Source organism: Lacisediminihabitans sp. (assembly GCF_043726815.1).
GTDB lineage: Bacteria > Actinomycetota > Actinomycetes > Actinomycetales > Microbacteriaceae > Lacisediminihabitans.
The window spans coordinates 1-18,733 of the sequence record NZ_JAYSJZ010000087.1 but is presented as its reverse complement, the minus strand read 5'-3'; the positions used below and the strand labels follow the sequence as shown (position 1 = coordinate 18,733).

The window sequence follows — 18,733 nt, the reverse complement described above, 5'->3', positions numbered from 1 at the left end:
TGGGAGCATGCTGGGCACTGGCCCAGCGGGGCCGATTTGGCCCGAAATCCCCGGAACTGCGGCCCCGAATTGGGGGCACCTCCCCGACCGTAGTCCCTCCCACGGGCGCTCGCGGCCCGGTAGATTAGCCATACCCGAATATGTAGCACCCCAAGGGAATGCCTTTTTTAGGCCATTCCCAGTAATCTGGCCGTCTATGGCCGACTGCGGAGGGCAGTATGTTCGAGGATGACGTGACGGTACCGGCAGGCTGGTATCCAGACCCCATGGGTCTGCCCCAGCTGCGCTGGTGGAACAATCACGCCTGGACCGAACTCACCACCGAGGCGCGCCCGCCGCTCGTCATGCAGCAGCCGACACGGCTCGCCTATGCGGACGATGAGCTTCCCACGCGTCGCCAGCAGCGCGAACAGCGCGAGCGCGACGAGCAGTACGCCCATCTCGCCACCGACGCGGACGACGCGCGCGACGCCGTCGCCGCCCAGGCCCCGCTCACCGTCACCCTGAAGGAACTCGAGCCGCCGGCACCGCTGGCCGTCGAATCGGACCAGACCGAGGCGGCCGCGCCCGAACCCGGCCCGGTGGCCGCGGATGCCCCCGCGGCGTCCCCTCCCACACTCGAGACCGATACCGTCAATGAGCGCCTCGACGACATCGACACCCGATTCGCCCCGCGTGCCGCCGCGAGCGCCGTCTCGTCACCGAGCACCCAGTCCACGCAGAGCAGCACCCAATCGGCGCGCCAGGTCTTCGACCCCGACCCGGTCGACGAGGCACCCCGGCGCCCCCGCGAGGCGGAGCCGGTCGCTGCCGTCGCTGCCGTCGCCGCGGTCGACAAGCTGCCGATCTACACCGCTCCGGTCTGGATCATCGCGCTCGTTCCTGTGCTGCAACTCGTGGTCAGCCTGCTCCTGCTGCTCGGCTTCGGGTCGTCGATCGGGATCGGGGTAACCGCCACGATCTGGGGCGGTCCCTACCTGCTCATCCTGATCCTCGCGATCATCGACTACCTGCTGCTCAAGCGCGCGGGCTACGAGCGACCGGCCAGCTGGGCGTGGGCGCTCCTCACCGCTCCCGTCTACCTCATCGCACGTTCGATGAGCGTGAGCAGGGTTGCCGGCTTCGGCCTCGCCCCGCTGCTCGTCTGGGCCGGCCTCGGTCTTCTCCAGGTCGGGTCGGTGCTGGTCGTGCCAGGGCTGCTCATCTCCGCCCTTCCCGCGGCCTTCAGCATGGAGGCGCAGCAGCAGATCGCGGCAGACGCGTCGATCATCGGCGCCGATCTCACCGTGACCTGCCCACCGACTCCCCCGGTGCTGGTCGGACAGACCTTCAGCTGCTCGGCGACGAGCACGAAGGGGGACCCGTACGATGTCACCGTGAGCCTCCAGCGGGTCAACGGCTGGATCGACTGGAAGGTCGACGACTGGGGCATCTACACCCTCTCGCGCTAGTAGTTCGGACCGCGCACGGCGACGACCCGGTCGGATACGCGACGTAGGGTTGACCAGTGACCGACGTCGAAAGAGCCAACGACCAGAGCGGCGGCGTCCTCAGCGCGGCAGAGCGCAAGCGGCTGAGCCGGCGACCGAGTGACCGTGCCATCACCACGACCCTCGCGCTCACCGGCCTGATCGCGGCCTTCATGCAGACGCTCGTCACACCGATCATCCCGCAGCTGCCCACCCTGCTCGACACCACAGCGGCCGACTCGACGTGGGTGCTCACCTCCACGCTGCTCGCGGCGGCGATCTCCACGCCGATCAGCGGTCGGCTCGGCGACATGTACGGCAAGCGGCGAATCGTGCTCGTGCTGCTCATCGTGATGGCCGGCGGCTCGATCATCAGCGCCCTGTCCAACACCCTCATTCCGATGATCGTCGGCCGAGTGCTCCAGGGCGTGGGGCTGGGCGTGATCTCGCTCGGGATCAGCATCCTGCGCGACGTGATCCACCCCAAGAACCTCGGCGGGGCCGTCGCACTCGTCAGCGCCACCCTGGGCGTCGGCGGCGCGGTGGGCCTGCCCGTCGCCGCGGTGATCGCCCAGAACTTCGACTACCACTACCTGTTCTGGCTGGCGCTCCTGCTCGCCGTCGTCGCCATCGTGCTCGTCGCCACGATCGTGCCGGTCAGCACGCTCCGCACGGGTGGCCGGTTCGACTTTGTGGGGGCCGTCGGCTTCGCGGTGGGCCTCGTGGGCATCCTGCTCGCCGTCTCGAAGGGCAACGAGTGGGGCTGGACGAACCCGGTCACGCTGTCCCTGCTCATCGGAGGCGTCGCCGTGCTCCTGATCTGGGGTGTGGTGGAGCTGCGGACGACCGACCCCCTCATCGACTTGCGCGTCGCGGCCCGGCGGCCGGTGCTGCTCACCAACCTCGCCTCCATTTCGGTCGGCTTCGCCTTCTTCATCACCACTGCGGCACTCCCGGTGCTGCTCGAGGCGCCAACCACCACGGGTGTCGGACTCGGCCAGTCGCTGCTCGTGTCGAGCCTCTGCCTCATGCCCCTCGGCCTCATCATGTTCTTCCTCTCGCCGGTGGCCGCCCGGCTGTCTAACGCCCGGGGTCCCCGCACGAGCCTGATCCTCGGCGGCGCCATCATCACGGCGGCCTTCGCCCTGGCGGTCTGGCTGCACGGGGCGATCTGGCACGTGATCCTCATCTCGGCGATCGTCGGCGTCGGGGTCGGATTCGCCTACGCGGCGATGCCGACCCTCATCATGCGGGCGGTTCCGCCGAACGAGACCGCCGCGGCGAACGGGCTCAACTCGGTGATGCGCACCCTCGGCTCGACGGTGGCGGCCACCCTCGTGGGGGTGATCCTGTCGTCCAACCTCGTGCTCTCCGGCGGCATCGGAATCCCCACGACCCAGGCGTTCCAGCTCGTGTTCGCGATGGGCGCCGGTGTCGCCCTCGTCGGCGTGATCATCGGAGCCTTCATCCCCACCCGCGGCACCGGCTTTCCCGGCACCGCGAGCATCCCCGTACAGCGCCAGCAGTGACCGCGATGCCCGGGGACGGCCGCGGCGGTCGGTGGTCGGGAACCGACAGAATGGTGTGATGCCCAACTCCGTTCTCCTGATGCTCAACCAGCCGTCCGCGCACGAGCCGCCTCATCTCGCCGGCGCCCCGACCTTCGCGCTCGTCGACCCGGCGCTGCCCCAGGTGAGCGTGCTCGACCTGGGCGTGACGCGCGGCGACGGCGTGTTCGAGACGATCGGCGTCGGCCACGGCCACCCGCAGGCGCTCGAGCACCACCTGCGGCGTTTCGCCAGGTCGGCGGCCCTTCTCGACCTCCCGGCGCCGGACTCCGATGCCTGGCGCACGGCGATCCTCGCCGCCATCGCCGAGCTGGGCCCCCTGCCCGAGAGTTCGGTGAAGACCGTGATGACCCGCGGCGTGGAGGGCGACGGCAGGCCCACCGGCTGGGTGCACGCGAGCCCCGGCGCGGACTACAACTCGGCGCGCGTCGACGGCCTCCGCGTGGTCCTGCTCGATCGCGGCTACCGACACGACATCGAACAGACCTCGCCCTGGCTCCTCGCCGGCGCCAAGACGCTCAGCTACGCGATCAACCGCTCGGTGCTGCGCGAGGCCGCGAGGCGCTCGGCGGATGACGTGATCTTCGTCTCGAGCGACGGTTTGCTGCTCGAGGGGCCAACCTCGACCGTCGTCTACCGGTCGGGCGATCGCCTGCTCAGCCCGGGCACCGGACTCGGAATCCTCGAGGGCACGACCCAGTCGAGCATCTTCCGGTGGGCGGAATCGCTCGGGCTCGGCACCGGCTTCGAGCGCGCCACCCCCGAGACTCTGCGGCGGGCGGACGCCGCGTGGCTCGTCTCGAGCGTGCGGCTCGCGGCGCCGGTACGGCAACTCGACGGCACGCCGTTCCCCGTCGACCACGAACTCAGCGCGAGCATGAACGCCCACCTTCTCGGGCTGCGGGAGTGAGTCAGATCGCGGCGTAGACCAAGGTCAGGAGCGCCTCGGCGTACGCGTCATCCGCCTCCTCCGCCTCGACAATCGTCGCCTCGCCCCCCACGCTCAGCTCGACGCGGTAGCCGGAGTCTGTGCGCACGAGCGACCGGAAGGTGCCGCCGAGCAGCGCCCGCAACTGGTGTTCCTGCGGCAGCCAGAGCGCGTCCTCGAGGGCGACCGAGTCGAGCGCCCACTCGGTGGTGCCATTGAATCCAAGGATCGTGCCGGTCTCGAACTCGTGGGACTCGATGGTCATGTCGCTCACCACGAAGACGTCGCTCTCGAAGCCCTCGCGGGTGATGACGAAGGTGTCTCCGGATGCCGGGCGCCAGCGCACGCCGGCCAGTCGAAGATCATTGGCGAGAGTTCGAGAAACCATCACACCACTATCGTGTCTGCGACTGGTTGTCAGCTGGACCGGAACGCACACGGGTCGGAGCCAAAAACTTGGGGGCGGTGATTTCTTTTCTGCGACTGTCTCCCGCTGGAATACCCCCATATTCAGCATGCGACATTCGCGAAATCACCGCCACCCAGGTGTCCCCCGGTGTTGCGTAGTTAGAGAATATGCGCGCCGGGCCGCCCGTGTATGCCCCCAGTGAGGGGCGCCCTCGAAAGGGGGTTGGCAGAAAGGGGGACACGCCGTGTACTGGTGCCGCCGGGCTCGGAGTGCCGGGCCGGCAAATCCCTGCAACGGCACGAGGGCTCTGCGACGGCTTGCACTGCGACGGCAACAGCACTGCGGTGACAACAGCACTGCGGCGACAAAGCGAAAGGCCTCGGGGCCAATGCAGCACCGCTGCTGAAGCAGCACTGTGCTGAAGCAGCACTGCCGCAGTGTGGCTTACCGAAGCCTTTCGTTAGTGAGACTGTTTAGATCTGCTCCGTGGGAGTTAAGGTGGACCCGCCTCGTCGTCGGCGCAACCCGTCAACTTTCACTAGAGAGTTGAGACTCGAGGGCCGCCGGCCGAACCTGAGTGTGCGGTGATGATTTCCCGGACACCCGGGCGCAAGGGGTGTCCCCCACGGTGCTTGCTGCGTATGGTGACAAAAGGCGGATCGACCGCTTGCCCATGGAGGTGCACGTGAACGGGATCCCCGACTACCTTGAGGCGTGGATCGTTACCCAGCGCTGGTACGCCGGCAAGGGGCGAGCACCGCAATTCGAGGACATCGGCGGATTCGAGCTCGATGACGTGTCGGGGGGTTCGCCCGGGGAGGTCTCGGTTCGCGTCCACCTGATCCTCGACCACGCCGCCAATCCGGTGCTCTACCAGGTTCCGCTCACGGAGCGCCGAACGCCCCTCCCCGGCGGCGAGCGTGGCCTCGTCGCCACCCGTGTCGACGAGTCGGGGTCCACCCACGTCTACGACGGACCATTCGACCCGGCCTACGCCACCGCCCTGCTCAGGCTGGTGCTCGACGAACGCGAGGTGCAGGATCCCCGCACCTCGGGCCGCCTCGCCGCCCGCGGCCATCGCTATCCGTACGGGGACGGCCTCGAGGTCGTGTCGTCCCGAGTGCTCGGCGGCGAACAGTCGAACACCTCGATCGTCTACGAGACCGCCCTGCGCGGCGACGGCCCGGGCTCCCCCGTCATCTGCAAGCTCTTCCGGGCGCTGCACGACGGCGACAATCCGGATGTCGTGCTCACCGAGGCCCTCGGCACCGCCGGTTCGACGGTCGCGCCGCGCGTGATCGGCCACCTCACCGGCCAGTGGCGGGACAGCGGGAAACCCCACGGCCTCGCGACCGGCCACCTCGCCTTCGCCGAGGAGTTCCTGCCCGGAGTGGAGGATGCCTGGCGGGTGACCCTGAGGGCCGCCGACGTCGGCGAGGACTTCACCGGCCCCTCGAGGGCGCTCGGCGAGACGACCGCGGAGATGCACCGCACCCTCGCCACGGCCCTGCCGTCGCGAGCCACCACCCCGGCCGACATCGTGCAGGTCGTCTCGAACATGCGCGAGCGGTTCGAGATGGCGGCGGCCCAGGTTCCGAGCCTCGCCGTCTACCGTGAGGCGCTGCGAGAGGTCTACGTGCGCGCGGCGTCGAGCCCGTGGCCGCCGCTGCAGCGCATCCACGGCGACTTCCACCTCGGCCAGGTGCTCGCGGTTCCCGGACGCGGCTGGGTCGTGCTCGACTTCGAGGGCGAACCGCTGCGACCGATGACCGAGCGATCGCTGCCGGACATCCCGCTTCGCGATGTCGCCGGCATGCTGCGCTCCTTCGACTACGTCGCCGGCTCGATCGCCCTCAGCCAGCCTGGGCGGTCGGTGACGGACTGGGCGCTCGCCTGCCGTCGCGCCTTCCTCGACGGCTACATCGAGCGCTCGGGCCGCGACCTGCGCGCCCACCGCGCCGTGCTCGACGCGTTCGAGATCGACAAGGCGCTCTACGAGGCGGTCTACGAGGCGCGCAACCGGCCGGCCTGGCTGTCGATCCCCCGCGACGCGATCACGAGGCTCGTCGAACGCGCCACGCAGTCCTGACCGCCGCGCCCGGGGGTCAGGCGGCCGACTCCCCGATGGCCCGCTCGAGCAGGTGCACGAGTGCGTCGAGCTGAACGCTGGACTCCGCGGCGATCTCCGAGTCGTCCCCGTCGAGGGCCCGGGCCGCGAGGCCGGCCTTGCTGTCGATGAGTTCGGCGATCTTCGCGTCGATGGTCTGCGACGCGATGATGCGCCACGCGGTCACGGGCTCCTCCTGGCCGATGCGGTGCACCCGGTCGATCGCCTGGGTCTGCTCGGCGCTGGTCCAGCTCAGCTCGGCGAGCACGACGTTCGACGCCGCCTGCAGGTTGAGCCCGACGCCGGCCGCGGTGAGCGAGGCCACCACGACGGAGACCGCCGGGTCGTTGTTGAACGCGTCGACCTGCGCCTGCCGGAAGGCGGCCGTCTGGTCGCCCCGGATCGAGACCGTCTTGAGACCGCGCTTGGCGAGCGTCTCCTCCGCGGCATCCATCACGTCGATGTGCTTGGCGAAGAAGACGACCTTGCCCACCGAGCGGGCGAGCTGCGCCGTGTAGTCCGCGGCGAGCACCGCCTTGGCCTGGCCGATCTTGCGGACCATGGTGAAGACGTTCTCTCCCGTCTTCGCCGCCTTCGACTCCTCGAGCTCGGCCTTCGCGACCATGCGCACGAGCTCGGGGTGAGCGGTGTCCGAGGTCTCGGAACGGGCCTTGAGCAGCGCGGTGTAGCGCGCGAGCAGCCGGATGCCGAGCTCGTGCTCCGCCTGCCGGATCGAGCGGCCGAGGTCGTCGTCGAGCTCCACCGGGAGGTCGGCGATGCGCTTGGCCGGCAGGTCGGCAGCCACGTCGATCTTCTTGCGGCGCACGATCCCCATGTCGATCACCGTCTGGCGGGCCTCGGCGAAGAACCCGAAGTCGGCCGGGGTGAGCCCGTTGTCTTCGAGGTGTTCCATGAGCTCGGCCGTCGGCTTCTCGCCGTCGATCCAGCCGAGGAACTGCCAGATCGCGCGGAAGTCCTCGATCGTGTTGATGAGCGGCGTTCCGGTGAGGGCGATCATCAGGGCGCGAGGCGAACGGCTCCGGATGCTCTTGGCCAGCGCCAGCACGTGCTTGGAGCGCTGCGAGTCGCGGTTCTTGATGAAGTGCGCCTCGTCGACGACCATCCCCTTGAACCCGAGGGTGCCGAGCCAGCCGATGTGACGGTCGAGCACGTCGTAGTTGACGATCACGACATCCGCGAACGCGTCGAGGTTCTCCCCCGAGCCGTGGATGACCGTGGCCGAACGCTTCGGCGTCCAGAGCTCGACCTCCCGCGCCCAGTTCATCTTGACCACGTTCGGCACCACGACGAGGAGCGGGTACGAGTTGGTGACCTGCGCGGCGAGCAGCGCCTGCGCGGTCTTGCCCAGTCCCGGCTCGTCGGCGAGGAGGTAGGCGCGGTGGCCCACCCTCGCGCTGGCGACGAATTCGGCCTGGTGGTGGAAGAGTTCGAGGCCGTCCGGCACCCTGCGGTCGGCGGCCGTCGGCTCCGGAAGTTCCATGCTCGCGACGTTGCCGCCGGATCCGTACTCGAAGGCACGGAAGAGCGGCTCGAGGAGTTCCCAGTTGGCGAGTCGGCGGGCGACCGGTGCCGACTTGACCGGCTGGCTGAAGTCCGGGGCGAGGAACGGGTTGGAGAGCTGCCGGGCGATCACGGACTGGGGCACGACGGCGCGTTCGGCGGCCGCCGCCACGGGCTCCGGCTCGCGCACGATGAGCAGCTCGTCCGGGGACAGCTCGACGCCCGCGGCGATCAGCATGTCCCGCCTGAGGGTGCGCGCGGCATCCGTCACGGCCGTCTCTTCGGCGAGAAGCTGGATGAGAGAGGTGTCGCGGGCGGCGGTCTTGGCGAGGATTGTGGCCACGCCGTCGAGGCGCTTGAGGGTCTCGGTGCGTTCGGCGTCGGTGAGTTCCTTGTCGGTCTTCGCCCTCGCACGCTCCTCGCGCATGAGCAGCGCGATCACCTGGAACTTGGTGCGGTTGGTCGGCCCGACCTTGCCACGTTCGGTGGCGCCCTCGACCTCGCGCACGGCGCGGGCGAGCACCGGGATCACCCCGGCGTCATCCGCCCCCCTCGAACGGCGCGACGATGCGCGCTGTGTCGTCTGGCGTTGGGCCGGCTTTCGCGTGGAGGCTTGCTTTCTCCCCGTCGACTTGCCTTGCCCCGACTGACCCTGGCCGGACCGAGCCATGCTTCTCCCGCATCTATGGGCACCATGGCTGACGAAGGCCTGGTCCCTCCCGATGAGGGACCTGCTGCCGAGTTGCCAGGCGCCGAATCCTGACTCGACTACACCGGGCTCGAGCAGATCGGTACCGAGAGTGACTCGGGTGCCGAGGTCGAGACGATGATGGGTTTCGTCGAGTGCTCAGGCCAGTTTAGGCCCGAAATCGCGATTCGCGCACGCGCGGCACCCCGCGTATTGGGGTGCGGATCGCCGTACACCGTTCACCCACTGGCCAGTTTGGAGTGGTGTGATTGCTACATGACCGGTTATACGGCCCAGTTTCCTAGGCCCGATCACTTCATAGTCCACATGAGCGACACGCATTTCGTCGCCGGGGACGGCCCACTGTACGGCGCGGTCGACAGCGAATCCCACCTTCGCTCCCTCTTCGCAGATCTCGAGGCATCCGGTTCCCGCCCGGAGGCGATCGTCTTCACCGGCGACCTGGCCGACAAGGGCGACCCGGAGGCCTACGCCAAGCTGCGGGCGATCGTGGAGCCGGCGGCGGCACGGCTCGGCTCGCGGGTCGTCTGGGTGATGGGAAACCACGACGACCGCGGCCACTTCCGCAGCGGGCTGCTCGGGCAGTTTCCCACCACGACCCCGGTCGACCGGGTGCACGACATCAACGGACTTCGCATCATCGCCCTGGACACCACGGTTCCCGGCCATCACCACGGGCTCGTGTCCGACTCGCAGCTCGACTGGCTCGCCGAGGAACTCGCCTCGCCCTCCCCGCACGGCACCATCCTGGCGATGCACCACCCTCCGGTGCCCAGCGTGCTCGACCTCGCCGTGCTCGTGGAGCTCCGCGAGCAGGACGGCCTCGCCGAGGTGGTGCGCGGTTCGGATGTGCGGAGCATCATCGCCGGCCACCTGCACTATTCCACGACGTCCACCTTCGCCGGCGTCCCCGTCTCGGTCGCCTCGGCGACCTGCTACACCCAGGACCTCAACGTGCCGGTGGGCGGAACGCGCAGCCAGGACGGCGCCCAGTCCTTCAACCTCGTGCACGTGTACGAGAACACGGTTCTGCACTCCGTCGTGCCGATCGGGCAGTACGCTCCGGTGTCGTTCGTGAGCGCGGCGGAGACGGCGCAGATCCTCGCCGACGAGAACGTCACCATCCCGCCCCGGGTCAACGGCCCGGTGCCCCCGGACGAGGAATTGCATCCGCCGACGCGCGAGCTCGCGACCGTCTAGCCTTCCGCCGTCTGCGGCCGGGGCTGCCTGGCGCCTCCCGCTGCCGTCCGGCGCCTGGCGCTGCCTACCGCCGCGCGGCCTGCCGCCTCGCGGCGGTAGCTATCGCATCGCGGCGGGAGAACTCCACGCCCGCCCCACCTCGCGGCGGGGAAACTACGTCGCGGCGGGAGGCACTACTCCCTCCGCGAGCACATTTCCCCGCCACGGACTGCCACGACTCCCGCCGCGAGGGGAATGAACGTGCCCGGTAGACGTAGACCCAGAGGGCGGGGCTAACCCCGGCCAGAAGCCCTAGACGTTTGCGGCGTCCGCGGAGAGGTCGGGGCTGGAGGTCTCTTCCGAGGCAACCGGGCGCTCCCACGGGGCGACGATCGGGTAGTACGCATCCAGGAACTCGCGGATGGCATCCGCCCGCTCCTCCACCGTGAGCTCCGGGAAGCTGCCGTCGTTGAGGCAGAACAGGTCGATGTCACGCCGCCTGAGCAGCCGCTTCATGTCGGAGAGTCCCGAGCGCATGGTCGTGTCGACGTAGCGCACCCTCGCCTGCGTCTGGAGCACTGCGCGGCCCGTCATGAGGGCGTAGTAGTGGTACAGGGAATTGGTGACCGACACGTCGGTGGCCGATCGGAAGGTGCTCGCGGCGGTGCGCGCGAACTCCGCCGGGAACTCCAGCTCCAGCTCCCGCATCACCGACTTGCGCAGCGGTGCCGCCGTGTGCTCGAGGTGCCGGGTGATGGTCTTGCCGAAGCGGTCCTTGAGCGCCGCGCGATTCACGCGAGCCGCGTTCTCGAACCCGCTCCGCTCGAGGTTGCTCGACCCGAGCCCGATCCGCGTCGTCGCCTCGATGAACTTGGTGACCCCGCCGGGCGAGAAGAACATGTCCGGCGTGACGGCGCGACCGAAGAACATGTCGTCGTTGGAGTAGAGGAAGTGCTCGCTGAGACCCGGGATGTTGTGGAGCTGGCTCTCGACGGCATGGGAATTGTGGGTCGGCAGCACCGACGTGTCCGCGAAGAACTCCTCGCTCGGCACGATGGTGACCCTCGGATGTTCGGCGAGCCACTCGGGGCGCGGCGAGTCGGTGACGATGTAGACGTTTCGGATCCACGGGGCGAACAGGTTCACCGAACGCAGGGCGTACTTCAGCTCGTCGAGCTGGCGGAAGCGGGCGTGCGAGTCGTCGCCCTCGCCCACCACGTAGCTCTTCATGCGCCTGGCGCGGGCGCGCTGCCACTCGATCGCCGCTCCATCCACCCAGGAGAAGACGATGTCGATGTCGAAGGTGATGTCGCTCGCCTGCGGCTCGAACATGCCGGCCAGGGTCGGCCAGCTCCGGCCGTAGAGCTCGACTGTGGCGGGGACCGCCTCGGTGCGCGGGAGCACGGTGCGCATGAGCGCGTTCTCGGCCGGCGCGGTGATCGTGTCGCTCCCCGTGCGCCAGAGCTCGAGTCGCACGCCGGTGCGTGCGCCGTAGCGAAGACCGCCGCTCTCGGTGACTCGCGGGCGGAAGAGGGTGAACGCGCGCTGCGTGGAGTCCATGGACAGCCGGCCGTCGGCCAGCAGCACCGGAACCCCCTTGGCCCCGTCGGCGGGCTTCGAGTAGAACGGTTCGTCCGCGCAGGCCTCGGCGAGTGCCGCCCTCAGCCGCTTGCGGTCGCGCCATTCCACGGCGATCAGGGGACGGTCGTCGTTGCCGCGCACGAGGAGGAAGTCGATCGATGCCGCCCCGAGCACGGAGCGGATGAAGAGCAGGTCCTCGACCATCGCCTCACGCGGAGTGAGGTGCGAGTTGCGGATCGCGAGTCGACCCTTCGAGAGCACGAGGTCCGCACGGTTCGGAACCGGGGACAGGCTTGCGGTGGGGAGAAGAGCGCCTGGTGGCTGGATGTCGTTCACGGTATGGCCCAATCGTTCGAGCCCGAATCGCTCGACGATCGAATCGGCGCGAGACATTAGCTAGGACCATTTTAGCTCCTCCCGCCGGGGACACCCGACGAGCGCAAATCCGTCCCCCGGACACGCCCGCGGTCAGTTGCCGGGGTAGCCCCGACCGTTGGAGCCCTGCTGGCCGTCTCGGGGTCCCATGAAGCCGTGGTCGGGCCGGTCGCCGCGCTGTCCGTCGCCGGGGGCGCGGTCGGCCTGCCGCATCGACGGGCCATCGTGGTGGGTGACCGATCCGACGAGCACGCCGCCGCCGAAGGTCGCACCGAGAATGACCACGGCGCCCACGATCGCACCGGCGATCACGAGTCCTCGACGCGGTCGCGACGCCGGGGCCGGCGAGCTGGCGGCATAGCCGGGGTGAGTCGCGGTCGGCGCAGGCGCGGCAGGCGCGGCAGGCGCGGCGCTTGTCTCGGCCGTGACAGCGGCATCCTCGGTGCCGGACGAGGCGGTTGTCTCGTTGTCGGGGGTGTTGTCCTGGGTGGGTTCGCTGGGCATCGGTGCTCCTTCGGGAAGCCTGTTCGGGAAGCCTGGGCGGCCTCGCAGGCACAACGATGCTCCCCGGCGCTATGGGCGCCGCAAGCGCAGCCCGTCCACCAGCCGGGAAAAGCCTATGAATTCGCCGGGTCGGCCGGCGGCCCGCTCAGCGCCGCCGATTGCGGTCTTCCGGGTTCTTCACCTTCACGAGCAGCCCGACCGCCACGAAGATGAGCGCCCCCACGAACTGGGAGGCGACCCAGAGCTGGCCGTGGAACTCGAACGGCACGACGGGGTTCCAGACCACGGCGATGGCCGCGAGCCCCGCGATCCACCACCACTGCGCCGCCTGGTAGGCGAACACGCAGAGGATCAGGGCGAGGATGCTCACCCCGAACCTGACGAACAGGTAGCCGCCGGCGTTGTCGAGCAGCGCGAGCCCCGCAAGCAGCACGATCGCACCGAGAATGCCGGGCGCGAGCGCCGGTCGACGGAACTCGGGGGTCGGGTAGGAAGTCATGCCTCTATTCTGGGGCCCCGGCCTGCGGCCGACGGCGCACCTCGTGCAGGAGGATGGGGGGATGCCGGATGCCCTCGCCGCCCTGCGCGCCCTCGTGCGGATTCCCACGGTCTCCCGCCAGGATCCGGCCGACACCGACTGGGCGCCGTTCCGCGACCTCGTCACGCTGCTGCCCTCGCTGTACCCCGCCACCCACCGCGAACTCGGCCTCGAGATCGTGGCGGAGCACTCCCTGCTCTACCACTGGAAGGGCAGCACAGACGGCCCGCCGACGGTGCTCATGGCCCACTACGACGTGGTGCCGGCGACCGACGAGGGCTGGGAGCATCCGCCGTTCTCCGCGGAGGTCACCGGCGAGGGCGACGAGCGCGTCGTCTGGGGGCGCGGCACCCTCGACGACAAGGGGGCCCTCGTCGCCGTGCTCGAGGGGGTCGAGGCGAGCGTGCTGGCCGGCCGCACTCCCCGGTGCGACGTGTACCTGAGCTTCGGCCACGACGAGGAGACGGAGGGCTCCGGCGCGCGCGCCATCGTCGACCTGCTCCAGTCGCGCGGCATCCGGGCCGGCCTCGTGATCGACGAGGGCGGCGCCATCGTCGAAGACGTCTTCCCGGGGGTCAGCGGGCCGATCGCGGTCGTTGGAGTGAGCGAGAAGGGAATCCTGACCGTCACCCTCACCGTGGATCAGCACGGCGGCCACGCCTCGACTCCCCCGAGGCTGTCTGCGACCGCCCGGCTCGCGAGGGCGATAGTGCGGCTCAACCGGCGGCCGTTCCGTGCGGGCTTCAGCGCGCCGACGCTCGAGATGATCGGCACCCTCGGGGCGCACGCGAGGGGGCCGCTGCGCCTCGCCTTCACCAACCTGTGGCTCACCAGGCCGATCCTGCTCGCGCTGTTCGCGAGGTTGAGCGACGAGACGAACGCCCTCATCCGCACCACCCAGGCGGTGACCATGCTGCGGGGCAGCCAGGCGGCCAATGCCCTCGCGGAGCGCGCGGTCGCCACCGTCAACATCCGCGTCTCGATCGATTCCCGCGTCGCGGATGCCGTGGCTCACGTTCGCCGCGCCATTCACGACCCGCGGGTGGTAATCGCCGTGCAGCATCCCCACGAGCCGTCCCCGGTGTCCCCGACCAGCGGACCGGGCTGGGAGTTGGTGCGGCGCACCATCGGCGAGACCTTCCCCGGCACGATCGTCACGCCGTATGTGATGATGGCGGCCAGCGACAGTCGTCATTTCACTCGCATCAGCGACTGTGTCTACCGGTTCAGCCCGTTCGAGATGTCGGCGGCCGAGCGTGGCACCCTGCACGCCAGAAACGAGCGGCTGCGGGTGTCCACGCTGCTGCGCGGGGTCGACTTCTACACCCGTCTGATCGCCGGGCTGTGAGCCGGGTCGACTAGGATCCCGGCCTCTAGGAACCCGGCCTCGCGTACTCGTCGAACATGATGGCCTGGATCGGGCGGCTCATCGGCGGCTCATCGCGCAGCCGCTCGAGTGCCGGACGCAGCTCGGTCAGCCACGCCTCGTAGCCCGCCGCGTTGAGGTGCAGGCGATCGTCGGAGTACGCCGGGTTGAGCTCGCCGTCCTCGAGAGCCATCGTCGGCCAGAGGTCGAGATACTGAGCGTGCACCGTCGGCGCGAACTGGCGCAGGTGGATGTTCGCCTCACGGATGCGGTCGGCGAACTCCCGTCCGCGGGGAAGCACGGACTGCACGAGCATGCGAGATCCCGGCAGGTCGCGGCGCAGGTCGACCAGAATCGACTGGATGTTGCGCACGAGCTGTTCGACGTTGCGTCGCATCCCCAGGTCGTTGGTGCCGATCAGGAGCACGATCTCGTCCGGCTTTGCAGCGACCACGGTGTCCAGACGCGCCAGCACGTCCTCGGTGCTGTTGCCGGCAACACCGAAATTGAGGGTGGTGGCGCCGGGAAACCAGGTGGCCCAGTCCCCGCCCTGGGTCATGCTGTCGCCGAGAAAGAGTACGGTTTCTTCAGTCATTGTGTGACCTCCCGAGGTCGCGTCATAGTGAGGACCACTTACTCCATGATCGCCTGCCCGGCTGGGAATCGCTAGGGACCTTCGGCCGGGAGGTCACGCCGCGACCGTTTCGTCGGCCTCCCGAGACTTTGCCTGCACCTCGGCGGTCTGGGTGATCTTGTCCGCCATCCCGCTGAAGATGATGCCGTGGAACGGCAGGATGCTGAACCAATACAGGCGCCCGGCAAGCCCCTGCGGAAAGAACACCGCCCGCTGCCGATAGTGGGACCCGCCCCGGCTGTTCGGCGTGACGCTCAGTTCGAGCCAGGCCTGGCCTGGCACCTTCATCTCGGCCCGGAGCCTCAGGAAGCTTCCGCGCCGCAGTTCCTCGACCCGCCAGAAGTCGAGGGCGTCGCCCGCGTTCAGGTGGTCGGGATTGCGGCGGCCGCGGCGCAGTCCCACTCCCCCCACGACCTTGTCCGCCCAGCCGCGCACGGCCCAGGCGAGCGGGAACGAGTACCAGCCGTTGTCGCCCCCGATGCCCTCGATCACGCGCCACACCTCGCCGGCCGGGGCGTCGGTGTCCCGTTCCTTGAGATCTGTGTAGACGGTGTGGCCCGTCCAGTCCGGGTCGCTCGGCAGCAGGTCGCTCGGGGCCCCGCGCACGGCCGAGTTCTGCCAGCTGGTGACGACCTCGCCGTCCCGCATCCGTTCGAGCGCCAGCTTGACCGCCGTGCGGTAGCGTGTGAGGCCGCCCTCCGGATCGGGGATGTACTTCTCGATGTCGTGTTCGTGAACGACGCAGTCGTACTGCAGCGAGGCGATGATCGGCACCGCCAGGGACCGCGGGATCGGCGTCACGAGATTGACCCATTGCGACGCGAGCCACGGCGTGAGCACGGGCAGGGAGGCGATCGGGCGCTGTTTGAGGCCGGCCTCGAGGGCGTAGCCGTTCATCATCTGGCCGTAGCGCAGCACGTCCGGACCGCCGATGTCGAACGTGCGGTTGACTTCGGCCGGGAGCCCGGCGGCCTCGACGAGGTAATAGAGCACGTCGCGGATCGCGATCGGCTGGATGAAGTTGCGCACCCACTTCGGCGCGGGCATGTACGGGAGCACGTCGGTGAGGTGGCGGATCATCTCAAACGAGGTCGATCCGGACCCGATCACCACTCCGGCCTGCAGGGCAGCGGTCGGCACGCCGGACTCCATCAGGATCCTGCCCACCTCGGCCCGCGACCGGAGGTGCGGGGACAGTTCGCCGTCCGGGTGGAGTCCGCCAAGGTACACGATCCGCTCGACGCCGGCCGCCTTGGCGGCGCGAGCCACGTTCGTCGCCGCGGTGCGCTCGGTCTTCTCGAAGTCGCCCTTGCCGCCCATCGAGTGCACCAGGTAGTAGAGCACGGAGATGCCGTCCAGGGCGGGGACGAGGGTCGACGCCTCGCCGAGGTCGCCCGCGATGACCTGCACGTCGTCGGCCCATGGCACGTCGATGAGCTTGCCCGGGTCACGCACGAGCACCCGCACGGTGTAGCCGGCGGCGAGGAGGCGGGGCACGAGGCGCCCGCCGATGTATCCAGTGGCACCGGTCACGAGAGCTGTTTTTCCATTGGCCATCGTCCCAGCCTAGGGACAGCCCCTGAAAACCGGATAGGAATCCCGACCCCTTGACAGGCGGCCGGAAGAGTGCGGGCTCAGCTCCCCGGAGGCCGCCGACCTCGGCGGCGCAGCACCTGGCCATAGATGCCGCCGGCGACCCCGAGCACCACGAGCACGCCGCCCAGCAGATAGCCGAACGGGAAGGGGGTGGACGAGGCGGCCAACTTCGCCGCGAGAGCCGGCTGAGACCGGGCGGTCGGTTCGGCAATCGGCTCGGCACTCGGTGAGGCGGTCGGCTCGACGCTCGGTGTGGCCGGCACCGACGGGGCGGGGAGCGCGGCCGGCGCGGGCGCCGCGGCCTTCGGGGCCGGAGCCGCGGGCGCGGCGGCCGGCGCCGCGGCGACCGGAGCGGGAGGGCCGACGTGCCCCGGATACTTGCCGAAATCCTCGACGCCCCAGGTCACGCCGTTCACGGTGATGAAGGCGATGCCGATGTCTGTGAAGTCGCCGAGGATGTTCGCCCGGTGGCCCGGGGAGTTCATCCACGCCGTGTGCATCGCGCCCGGTGTCGGCTGGCCCATCGCGATGTTCTCGCCGGCCCGCGTCCATCCGGCCGGGATCTGCGCGCTGTAGTCCGGGTTGTGCACCATGCTGTTGGACGCCGCCATCTGCTGCGCCCACTTCAGGGCCACCGCATCCATCGCGGCGTTGCGCAGCAGCCCGGGCTGCCCGTTGGCCGCGCGGGCCTGGTTCACGAGGGACCCGATGGTGTCGGCGTCGCTCGCCGATGCCGACTGCACACCGACCGCGCCGACCCCCACGAGGGCGAGCGTCGCGGTGAGCAGCACGGCCGCGAGGCCGCGCGCCCCGGTGCTGATTCTCGGCTTCCGCATCCGACAAGCCTAGGACGTCGCCACCGGGCCCCTCGCGGCCGCCCCGGGCGCCCTCCGCCGCATGCCGGGCGGCGTGACGCCGGAGGCCGGACATTCTCGGCCCTCTGGCGGAGCCGCCCGCATCGGTTGGGCCGTGGTCTACAGGACGGGGCCCGGAGGCGTGGTTGCCCACCCCGCAGACTCTGGTTATGCAGGACGGTGTATGCAGGACGGTGTGTGCAGGACAGTTTGCGGAGGACAGCCTGGAGCCTGCGGGGCGGACACCCGAGGACGGCGGCACCGTCCTGCACAACGTCCTCTACAACGCGTCCTGCAGAACTGGAGTCTGCGGGGTGGGCGCCCTGCACGCCCGAGCCGTCCTGCACAACGCGTCCTGCACAACGCCTCCCAGGGGCACGGGAGCGCCCCACAGTGGCGGGGACAGGCGGGCAGTGCAGCTAGAGAAGCCCCTTGGTGTGCCAGACGGTCTTGGTCTCGGTGAAGAAGGTCACTCGCTCCACCGAGGGGGCCGGGATGCCGACCTCGGGCGGAAGCACACGCTTGAGCGTCTCGGCGGCGGCGATCTGCAGGTCGACCCAGGTCTGGTCGCCGGCGAGATCTCCGGCCCCGGCCAGGTCGATCGCGTTGACGTCGGCGTGGCTGGCGAGCCACGGCGCGATCTCGGCCGCCGATCCCGTCAGCACGTTGACGACGCCGCCGGGCACGTCGCTCGTGGCGAGGACCTCGGAGAGGCTGATGGCGCTCAGCGGCGCCGCCTCGCTCGCGACCACCACGACGGTGTTCCCGCTCACCAGGGCCGGTGCCACGACGCTCACCAGTCCGAGCAGGCTGGACTCCTGCGGGGCGACGATCGCCACCACCCCGGTCGGCTCCGGGGTGGAGATGTTGAAATACGGACCGCTCACCGGGTTGCCGTTACCGGCGACCTGAACGTACTTGTCGGCCCAGCCGGCGTACCAGACCCAGACGTCGATCGCGGCATCCACCTGCCGCTCGGCGACGGCGGACGACACTCCCTCACCCTGGCTGATCTCCTGCACGAACTGGGCGCGACGGCCCTCCAGCAGTTCGGCGATGCGGTAAAGCACCTGGCCGCGGTTGTACCCGGAGGCTCCAGACCAGCCGGGGGCCGCCGCGCGGGCGGCGACCACCGCATCCCGGGCGTCCTTGCGGGATGCCTTAGCCGCGTTCGCGAGGAACGCGCCCTTGGCAGTCGAGACCTCGTAGACCCGCCCGGACTCGCTGCGGGGGAACTTGCCCCCGATGTAGAGCTTGTAGGTCTTGGCGACGGCGATCCGGCTCATTTGGTGGCTCCCTTGGCGATCGTGGTCTGGCTGCCCCAGCCGGCGGACTCGAGATAGGCGGCGAGTCCGTGGCGGCCGCCCTCGCGGCCGTAGCCGGACTCCTTGTAGC

The 18,733-nt window shown here is 69.6% G+C and carries 15 protein-coding genes; 6 read left to right on the top strand and 9 right to left on the bottom strand.

Annotated features, from left to right (window positions below):
- Positions 1-233 precede the first annotated feature (233 nt).
- The 3 genes from ACHZD8_RS13410 to ACHZD8_RS13400 are packed head-to-tail and all read left to right on the top strand — an operon-like array spanning position 234 to position 3,947.
- Positions 234-1,451, top strand: coding sequence for a DUF2510 domain-containing protein (locus ACHZD8_RS13410; RefSeq protein WP_394770931.1), 1,218 nt, complete (start codon positions 234-236; stop codon positions 1,449-1,451).
- A gap of 56 nt (positions 1,452-1,507) precedes the next feature.
- Positions 1,508-2,998, top strand: coding sequence for an MFS transporter (locus ACHZD8_RS13405; RefSeq protein ID WP_394770930.1), 1,491 nt, complete (start codon positions 1,508-1,510; stop codon positions 2,996-2,998).
- Between the two features lie 58 nt (positions 2,999-3,056).
- Positions 3,057-3,947 carry an aminodeoxychorismate lyase gene (locus tag ACHZD8_RS13400; RefSeq protein ID WP_394770929.1) on the top strand — a complete coding sequence of 297 codons (891 nt, stop codon included), beginning with the start codon at positions 3,057-3,059 and terminating at the stop codon, positions 3,945-3,947.
- A 1-nt stretch (position 3,948) separates the two neighbouring features.
- On the opposite strand, the gene ACHZD8_RS13395 is transcribed toward ACHZD8_RS13400, so the two are convergent.
- Positions 3,949-4,353, bottom strand: coding sequence for a hypothetical protein (locus tag ACHZD8_RS13395; protein ID WP_394770928.1), 405 nt, complete (start codon positions 4,351-4,353; stop codon positions 3,949-3,951).
- Positions 4,354-5,059: 706 nt separating this feature from the next.
- Between ACHZD8_RS13395 and ACHZD8_RS13390 the strand changes: the two genes are divergently transcribed.
- The gene (locus ACHZD8_RS13390) at positions 5,060-6,463 is read left to right on the top strand and encodes a phosphotransferase (RefSeq protein ID WP_394770927.1); all 1,404 of its coding nucleotides are present in this window, start codon (positions 5,060-5,062) and stop codon (positions 6,461-6,463) included.
- 16 nt (positions 6,464-6,479) lie between these two features.
- Here ACHZD8_RS13390 and ACHZD8_RS13385 read toward each other — a convergent pair whose 3' ends face one another.
- On the bottom strand, positions 6,480-8,672 hold the full coding sequence (locus ACHZD8_RS13385; RefSeq protein WP_394770926.1) for a DEAD/DEAH box helicase: 2,193 nt from the start codon (positions 8,670-8,672) through the stop codon (positions 6,480-6,482).
- 294 nt (positions 8,673-8,966) lie between these two features.
- Here ACHZD8_RS13385 and ACHZD8_RS13380 point away from each other — a divergent pair, with 294 nt between their 5' ends.
- The gene (locus ACHZD8_RS13380) at positions 8,967-9,911 is read left to right on the top strand and encodes a phosphodiesterase (RefSeq protein ID WP_394770925.1); all 945 of its coding nucleotides are present in this window, start codon (positions 8,967-8,969) and stop codon (positions 9,909-9,911) included.
- A gap of 291 nt (positions 9,912-10,202) precedes the next feature.
- Here ACHZD8_RS13380 and ACHZD8_RS13375 read toward each other — a convergent pair whose 3' ends face one another.
- The 3 genes from ACHZD8_RS13375 to ACHZD8_RS13365 all read right to left on the bottom strand — a co-directional run bounded on the left by ACHZD8_RS13375 (position 10,203) and on the right by ACHZD8_RS13365 (position 12,849).
- A complete protein-coding gene (locus ACHZD8_RS13375) occupies positions 10,203-11,864 on the bottom strand; it encodes a stealth family protein (RefSeq protein ID WP_394770924.1) in 1,662 nt (553 codons plus the stop codon).
- Between the two features lie 75 nt (positions 11,865-11,939).
- Complete coding sequence (locus ACHZD8_RS13370; protein ID WP_394770923.1) at positions 11,940-12,350, bottom strand: hypothetical protein; 411 nt, start codon at positions 12,348-12,350, stop codon at positions 11,940-11,942.
- Positions 12,351-12,495: 145 nt separating this feature from the next.
- Entirely contained in the window at positions 12,496-12,849 is a 354-nt protein-coding gene (locus ACHZD8_RS13365; protein ID WP_394770922.1) for a DUF6804 family protein, read from the bottom strand.
- Between ACHZD8_RS13365 and ACHZD8_RS13360 the strand changes: the two genes are divergently transcribed.
- Positions 12,848-14,236, top strand: coding sequence for a M20/M25/M40 family metallo-hydrolase (locus tag ACHZD8_RS13360; RefSeq protein ID WP_394770921.1), 1,389 nt, complete (start codon positions 12,848-12,850; stop codon positions 14,234-14,236). The genes ACHZD8_RS13365 and ACHZD8_RS13360 overlap by 2 nt on opposite strands.
- A gap of 25 nt (positions 14,237-14,261) precedes the next feature.
- Here the strand turns inward: ACHZD8_RS13360 and ACHZD8_RS13355 are convergent, their stop codons facing one another.
- The 4 genes from ACHZD8_RS13355 to ACHZD8_RS13340 form a co-directional block, all read right to left on the bottom strand.
- Complete coding sequence (locus tag ACHZD8_RS13355; RefSeq protein WP_394770920.1) at positions 14,262-14,849, bottom strand: GDSL-type esterase/lipase family protein; 588 nt, start codon at positions 14,847-14,849, stop codon at positions 14,262-14,264.
- A gap of 93 nt (positions 14,850-14,942) precedes the next feature.
- The gene (locus tag ACHZD8_RS13350; RefSeq protein ID WP_394770919.1) at positions 14,943-16,445 is read right to left on the bottom strand and encodes an SDR family oxidoreductase; all 1,503 of its coding nucleotides are present in this window, start codon (positions 16,443-16,445) and stop codon (positions 14,943-14,945) included.
- A 77-nt stretch (positions 16,446-16,522) separates the two neighbouring features.
- The gene (locus ACHZD8_RS13345) at positions 16,523-17,320 is read right to left on the bottom strand and encodes a CAP domain-containing protein (protein ID WP_394770918.1); all 798 of its coding nucleotides are present in this window, start codon (positions 17,318-17,320) and stop codon (positions 16,523-16,525) included.
- A 437-nt stretch (positions 17,321-17,757) separates the two neighbouring features.
- Positions 17,758-18,624 (bottom strand): aldehyde dehydrogenase family protein, encoded by an 867-nt coding sequence (locus tag ACHZD8_RS13340; protein ID WP_394770917.1) that lies wholly within the window; start codon positions 18,622-18,624, stop codon positions 17,758-17,760.
- Positions 18,625-18,733 lie beyond the last annotated feature (109 nt).